General features: G+C 48.0%; 5 protein-coding genes and 1 pseudogene. 1 reads left to right on the plus strand and 5 read right to left on the minus strand.

Features of this window, described 5'->3' with window-relative positions; all coding sequences use genetic code 11:
* Positions 1 to 8: 8 nt before the first annotated feature.
* From cobD to B9T16_RS25360, 3 genes are all read right to left on the minus strand, one after another.
* Positions 9 to 1,085, minus strand: coding sequence for a threonine-phosphate decarboxylase CobD (gene cobD / locus B9T16_RS25350; protein ID WP_006617079.1), 1,077 nt, complete (start codon positions 1,083 to 1,085; stop codon positions 9 to 11).
* Between the two features lie 60 nt (positions 1,086 to 1,145).
* Positions 1,146 to 1,424, minus strand: a complete 279-nt coding sequence (locus B9T16_RS25355; protein WP_006617078.1) for an HU family DNA-binding protein — start codon at positions 1,422 to 1,424, stop codon at positions 1,146 to 1,148.
* 217 nt (positions 1,425 to 1,641) lie between these two features.
* Entirely contained in the window at positions 1,642 to 3,999 is a 2,358-nt protein-coding gene (locus B9T16_RS25360; protein ID WP_410246068.1) for an AMIN domain-containing protein, read from the minus strand.
* Between the two features lie 53 nt (positions 4,000 to 4,052).
* Here B9T16_RS25360 and B9T16_RS25365 point away from each other — a divergent pair, with 53 nt between their 5' ends.
* Complete coding sequence (locus B9T16_RS25365) at positions 4,053 to 4,205, plus strand: hypothetical protein (RefSeq protein WP_161782996.1); 153 nt, start codon at positions 4,053 to 4,055, stop codon at positions 4,203 to 4,205.
* A 45-nt stretch (positions 4,206 to 4,250) separates the two neighbouring features.
* On the opposite strand, the gene B9T16_RS25370 is transcribed toward B9T16_RS25365, so the two are convergent.
* Together B9T16_RS25370 and B9T16_RS25375 are read right to left on the minus strand one after the other, a co-directional pair.
* Positions 4,251 to 5,039: a hypothetical protein gene (locus B9T16_RS25370; protein ID WP_006617076.1), complete on the minus strand. Its 789-nt coding sequence runs from the start codon at positions 5,037 to 5,039 to the stop codon at positions 4,251 to 4,253.
* Positions 5,040 to 5,087: 48 nt separating this feature from the next.
* A pseudogene (locus B9T16_RS25375) lies at positions 5,088 to 5,345 on the minus strand (fimbrial assembly protein); the annotation flags it as partial.

Here is a 5,345-nt window from a genome sequence, read left to right on the forward strand (position 1 = left end):
ATTAATTATCAATTATCAATTATTAATATATTTTTTAAAGCGGTAATCAGATATTGATTTTCAGCTTCGGTGCGGACGGCGACCCGGAAATAATTGTCCCCCAATTCTGGAAAACTCAAACAATCGCGAATCAAAATCCGATAATCTGTAAGTAGTTTGGTTTGTAACTGAGTGACAGAACATTGAGACCGGACTAGCAAAAAATTAGCCACCCCTGGATAAGGATAAAGTCCGGCAATATTCCCTAATTCCTGATAGAGTTTAGGGCGGTTAATAGATAACCAATGGTGGGTTTTTTCCTCAAAAGCCCGATCGCCTAAAACTGCAATACCCGCCGCCACGGCTAAATTATTCACAGACCAAGGGTCTCGCCACTGTCGCCACAAATTTAGGCGGTCTGGGTGAGCGATCGCATATCCTAATCTTAAACCAGGCAGACTGTAGAATTTAGTCAGCGATCGCACAATCACCAAATTGGGAAAATCTGCCACCATAGGAATTAAGCTAGTTTGTGCCGACGGTGGCAGAAAATCCATAAAAGCCTCGTCAACCACCACCAAAGCAAACCTTTCCAACAGAGGCAAAATCAACTCTGGCCGTAGTAATATACCCGTAGGATTGTGGGGAGTATTCAGCAATAGTCCCGCCCTTTGGTGTAATTCCCCCAACCCATCAAATTGGAGGTTATCGCCACCTTCGAGACTAATCGGAAACTCGATCACCCTAGCATTAAAAGCATTGAGCGATCGCCGATAGTCCCCAAAAGCCGGAGTCAGCAGATATGTAGCCGACCCTTGCGCCAACTCCCGGCCCGCCCATGTCAGCAACTCAGCCGCCCCATTTCCCGGCAAAATCCATTCAACGGGTACATCCCCATGGAAGCGACTTAAAGCCTGTCGCAGGTCCATATAATCCGGCTGAGGATAGGTTTTAATCTCCCCCTGATGACTAGCCAAAGCGGCGATCGCCGTTAACGGAGGGCCGAGGGGATTAATACTAGCCGAGAAATCGACAATTTCTGATGGCGGACAATCAGCGATCGAAGCCGCCCACATCAAATTTCCCCCGTGGCTGGGTCTGTTCATGATCTACTCCCGTGGAGACCCACTAAATCCATATCCTGATTAGTGGTGGGTTATGGACGACTATTTATGAGCCACCTTCTCCTTAAACATCTTTCCTGCCGAGAAAGCCGGAACCCAAGTCTCTGGAATATCCATTTTTTCACCCGTCTGGGGGTTACGGCCTTCGCGGGCCTTGCGTTTCCTCGCTTCAAAAGAACCAAATCCCACCAGGGTGACTTTTTCCTGTGTAGCAACAGCATCTATAACACTTTCGAGGGCCGCACTCAACACTGCATCAGCCTGTTTTTTGGTGACACCTGCTTTTTCGGCTACTGCATCTATTAATTCACCCTTATTCATCAATCTCTCCTTTTGAGAACTGGGGGCCAATCAATTACCCCCAATGGTTTGCACGATTTTCTGCCTTATTCTAAGGTTTCTGTAGCAACATAGATAGGGTTTAACCCTAAATTGTCATAGATTTAGGGGAATTTTCCACTTTTTTTAAGATATTAGCCGATCAAAATATCCCCCAGGGGTGGGGGATTTTCGGTTAATGGGTTTTTCCGGCCAGATCCTAACGCCCTTGCATCATCTGGCGGACATCGGGACTAAAATTATTCTGGTAGCCAAACCCAGAGCGATCGGAATCATCCAGGATATTGGGCGTTACCAACACAATTACCTCAGCCCGCTCGCTGCTGGTGCTGCTTCTACGGAACAGAGAACCCAGGATAGGCAAGTCACCCAACAGGGGAATCTTGCTTACATCAGTCCGTTCCTGATCTTGAATAATACCAGAGACAATCAGAGTTTGACCGTCCCGCAGACGAATCCGACCAGACTGCAAATTCCGCCGAAAGATTTGTAAGACAAAATCATCGCCACCTGTTCCTACCTGACTTCCTGGGGAGCTAACTTCTGGGTTAATGGTCATCGTGACAAAGCCATTATCATCAATTCGCTGAACATTCACCCCCAGAGTCAAGCCCACAGGTACAAGTTGAGGCTGGATGGTTTCCCTGGTACCCGAAGGAGTATCTGTAAAAGTTGTTGTCCTCGATTGCAATACCTCTTGTACCAGTTGCACGGAAGCAGTTTCTCCCTCTTGTACCACCAAGGTGGGGTCGGTGAGGATTTTGGCTCTACCGCTGACGATTTGAGCTTGCAAGGTAGACAGGAACCGCCGAGGATATTGGAAGAAGGGAAACACGGAAACAGTAGTGCTACCCAGGGCGCTCAGAGTTCCATCTGTTAAGTCTCTCTCAAAGGGTTCGTATTCAGAAAGCCCAACCCCTCCCGGTCTCTCGGTGACAGGTCGAATCGGTCTCAAGCCAACACCACCCCCAGGAGCCGTTAACGGAGTCCTAATCGTGCTATCGCGATCAAAAAATGGGTCTTCATCGCTTAGGGGGTTGGTAATAATGGGGCGAGAGGTGACACCACCTGTAGACTGACCACGAGTTGGGGGATTGATGCCACCAAAGTTGAGAGAAGCCGCCCCGCCATCATTCACAAAGAAGGTATCATTAATCCCAAAGGAGAAACTACTGCTCTGGGTGGCTTCCCCGGTCAGGTTCACGTCAATGATTTTCACATTAACCGCCACCTGACGTTGACGGAGATCGAGCTGCATTAACATAGCAGTTGCCATCTCTACCTTTTCAGGATCTCCAACCAGAGTCACAGAGTTGAGCCGTGCATCTGTTGATACTGACAGCCCCCTTAATACCAGAGGTCCTTGTCCTTCTGTTGCTCCCAATGGTTGGATTCGGGTTGAGCTACTTGTAATTGTCAGCGCATTATCCCCGTCGCCTTCAGTAACTCTTCTAGTTTCGGTAACTAAAACCTGAGTTGCAGCGCCCTGAGTGCTTAAAAAACTGGCTGCATTCTCAGCGGCTACCTGATTCATTCTCAGGGTTCGCATCACAATATTTTGGGCAGACTCAGGCAGTTCAAAACCGACAAAAACCGTGTTACCAACTCGATTGGCTTGTAACCCGGTTAATCGCAGGACATAGTTAAAGACTTCCTGGACTGGTTCATTTTCAATGTCCAAGGAAATTTTAAATTCCTGTGCTTCATCTCCCGGTCGAAAACGCCCAGTTGTACGATCTTGCCTCAAATTACTGAATGCAACATTAAGGCCAGCAACCCGCGCCAACAATGATAATACCTCCCGCACTGATGCGTCTCGCAACACTAGGCGGGGGATGATTTCGTTGGTGTTCAGGTTGACATTGGAAACACCCTGATTGATATTAGAAACCGCAATATCTCCTAAAGGTGGCGCAACAGCACGGGGTTGGAAGGGTGGGGCTGTGTCTAAGGAACGCCGTGGCTGTAATGGCGCTTGACCCATTTGGGGAGTTAAAGCCGGGTCGGGCATGATAATCTCATTATTGCCGTTTTGAGAAGGGGCCGTAGGCTGACCAGTGATGCTAACTGGTGGGTCGGGAACCATTACCTGAGAAGTACCGTTCCCAGGTTGTTCCGGTGCAAAAGCCGGAGCCTCGGCGATCGCCCCTTCTGGAGCGATCGCGATCGCAATAGCATCTCCCGCACCTTGAATTATCCGCGCTTCAGGAGAGCCATTAGTTCCCGTCACAATCACCCGAATACTGGTCGGGTCTAGCTGGTTCACCACAATGGAAGCAATACCAGGAGCCGGGTTATTTTGCTGAAATGACCCATTCGCAGAACTCAATTGAGCGTTAGTAATATCGGCGACAAAATCATTACCCCGCCGAATCACAAACACCGCTGGACGTTCGCCGCCGTCTGTTACCAGCACCAGGTTAATCTCCCCGTTGTCGGCTTGGAATAATTGAATATCGCGGACAACAGTAAACGCTAGGGCGGGAGCGACAGCCACAACCATGGCTGCTGCAACTCCCCCCATTACTCCTCCACCAAATCCTAAAATATCTCTCACATTTCCTCCTAAAAGTTGGAAAGCAACCGTTGCTATGGGTTTATATATTATGTTTGCTTAGGCCTGGAAAAATCATAGTTGATCCGCGACAACAGGACAATAGGAAATTATCTACAGCCACGGATGCACGGATGTTTTATCACGGCTATCACATTTTAGCGATTTTGTCAACCCCCTTCCGCAAAAAAATGAGCGATCGCCATTAATTAGGGGTTATGAGGCGATCGCTCCATTATCTGTGAACCAGAGCATTATTTTTTTTCAGCTTCCTGACCTGCTTGCTGTTTGTCCTCACGCTGCTGGTCACTCAAAGGCATTAAGGCGTGTAACTTAAACGTGCTTCTGAGGCGGCGTTGCGGCTGGTCATCTATGGGAACAAAGCGACCCTGGCGAATTTCCCCCTTCAATTCTGGCGCGCGATCGAGCAACTGAGAACTAAAATCTCTGACCACCAACATAGGCTGCATTCTCTCGAGAGAAATCAGAAATCTGCGGATTTGCTCAAAACTCCCTTCCAACTCCACCTCGTACTCTTGTCGTCTCAGTTTATTATTAACTTGGGAACCGAGAGAACCATCAGCCACCAGTACAGGTCCATCATTTAGGGGTTGAAACCTAATCAAACGCGCTTTTAGATCTTCATCCAAAATCCCCCCATTAATTTGATTTAATTGTTCATTAACATCAAACATCAACGTTTGCAGATTAGCCTCATCAGCAAACAAAGCCGTTACACTAGCCCGTCGCTGTTTAGCCTCGGCTAGTTGTCTCTCAGCTTCTTCTTGCTGCTGCAACTTCTCATTTTGCTGTTCAATTTCCCTTTGCTTAGTTTGAATAGAAGAATTCAGCATTTGCTGTTCTTCCCAAGCCGGAAAAGCCAGGTAAAACACACCAGCCCCAAACAAAATTGCTCCTACGGCTCCAATCGCAATACCAATGACCTTAGAAGTAATAGCCAAACCCAATATCACTGGGCCAGACGAACCCTCCTCCTCCTCATCTTCATCAGGATCGAGAAGATACTCATTTGCTGCTACCATTTTCCAAATCCTCCGTTATTATTGACATCATAACTGATCCAAGAAAGCCTAGGGCCTAATCACCCCTTGTTCTGTGAGGGTTTGAATTCTGTTGACCAAGCCCACCGCATCATTAGCTTTTAATAGAGGTAACAGTTCCGAAGCGCTGGCAGAACTCAGACGGGTTTCTATGTTAAACTGGACTATGGGCTGTAAATCTGGCAGACCCCCAGGCACTGAAGAACCATCAGCCACCACTAAACGGGTGGGGTTATCGTGCAATCTAGCAGAAACCAACCGGGTTTTGCTGTCATCAAAGAAAGGCGA

It is taken from the genome of Arthrospira sp. PCC 8006 (assembly GCF_046480465.1).
Lineage (GTDB): Bacteria > Cyanobacteriota > Cyanobacteriia > Cyanobacteriales > Microcoleaceae > Limnospira > Limnospira platensis.

Coding starts and splice junctions, on each gene's coding strand:
- cobD (WP_006617079.1), bottom strand. CDS start 1,085: ATGAACAGACCCAGCCACGGGGGAAATTTGATGTGGGCGGCTTCGATC.
- B9T16_RS25355 (WP_006617078.1), bottom strand. CDS start 1,424: ATGAATAAGGGTGAATTAATAGATGCAGTAGCCGAAAAAGCAGGTGTC.
- B9T16_RS25370 (WP_006617076.1), bottom strand. CDS start 5,039: ATGGTAGCAGCAAATGAGTATCTTCTCGATCCTGATGAAGATGAGGAG.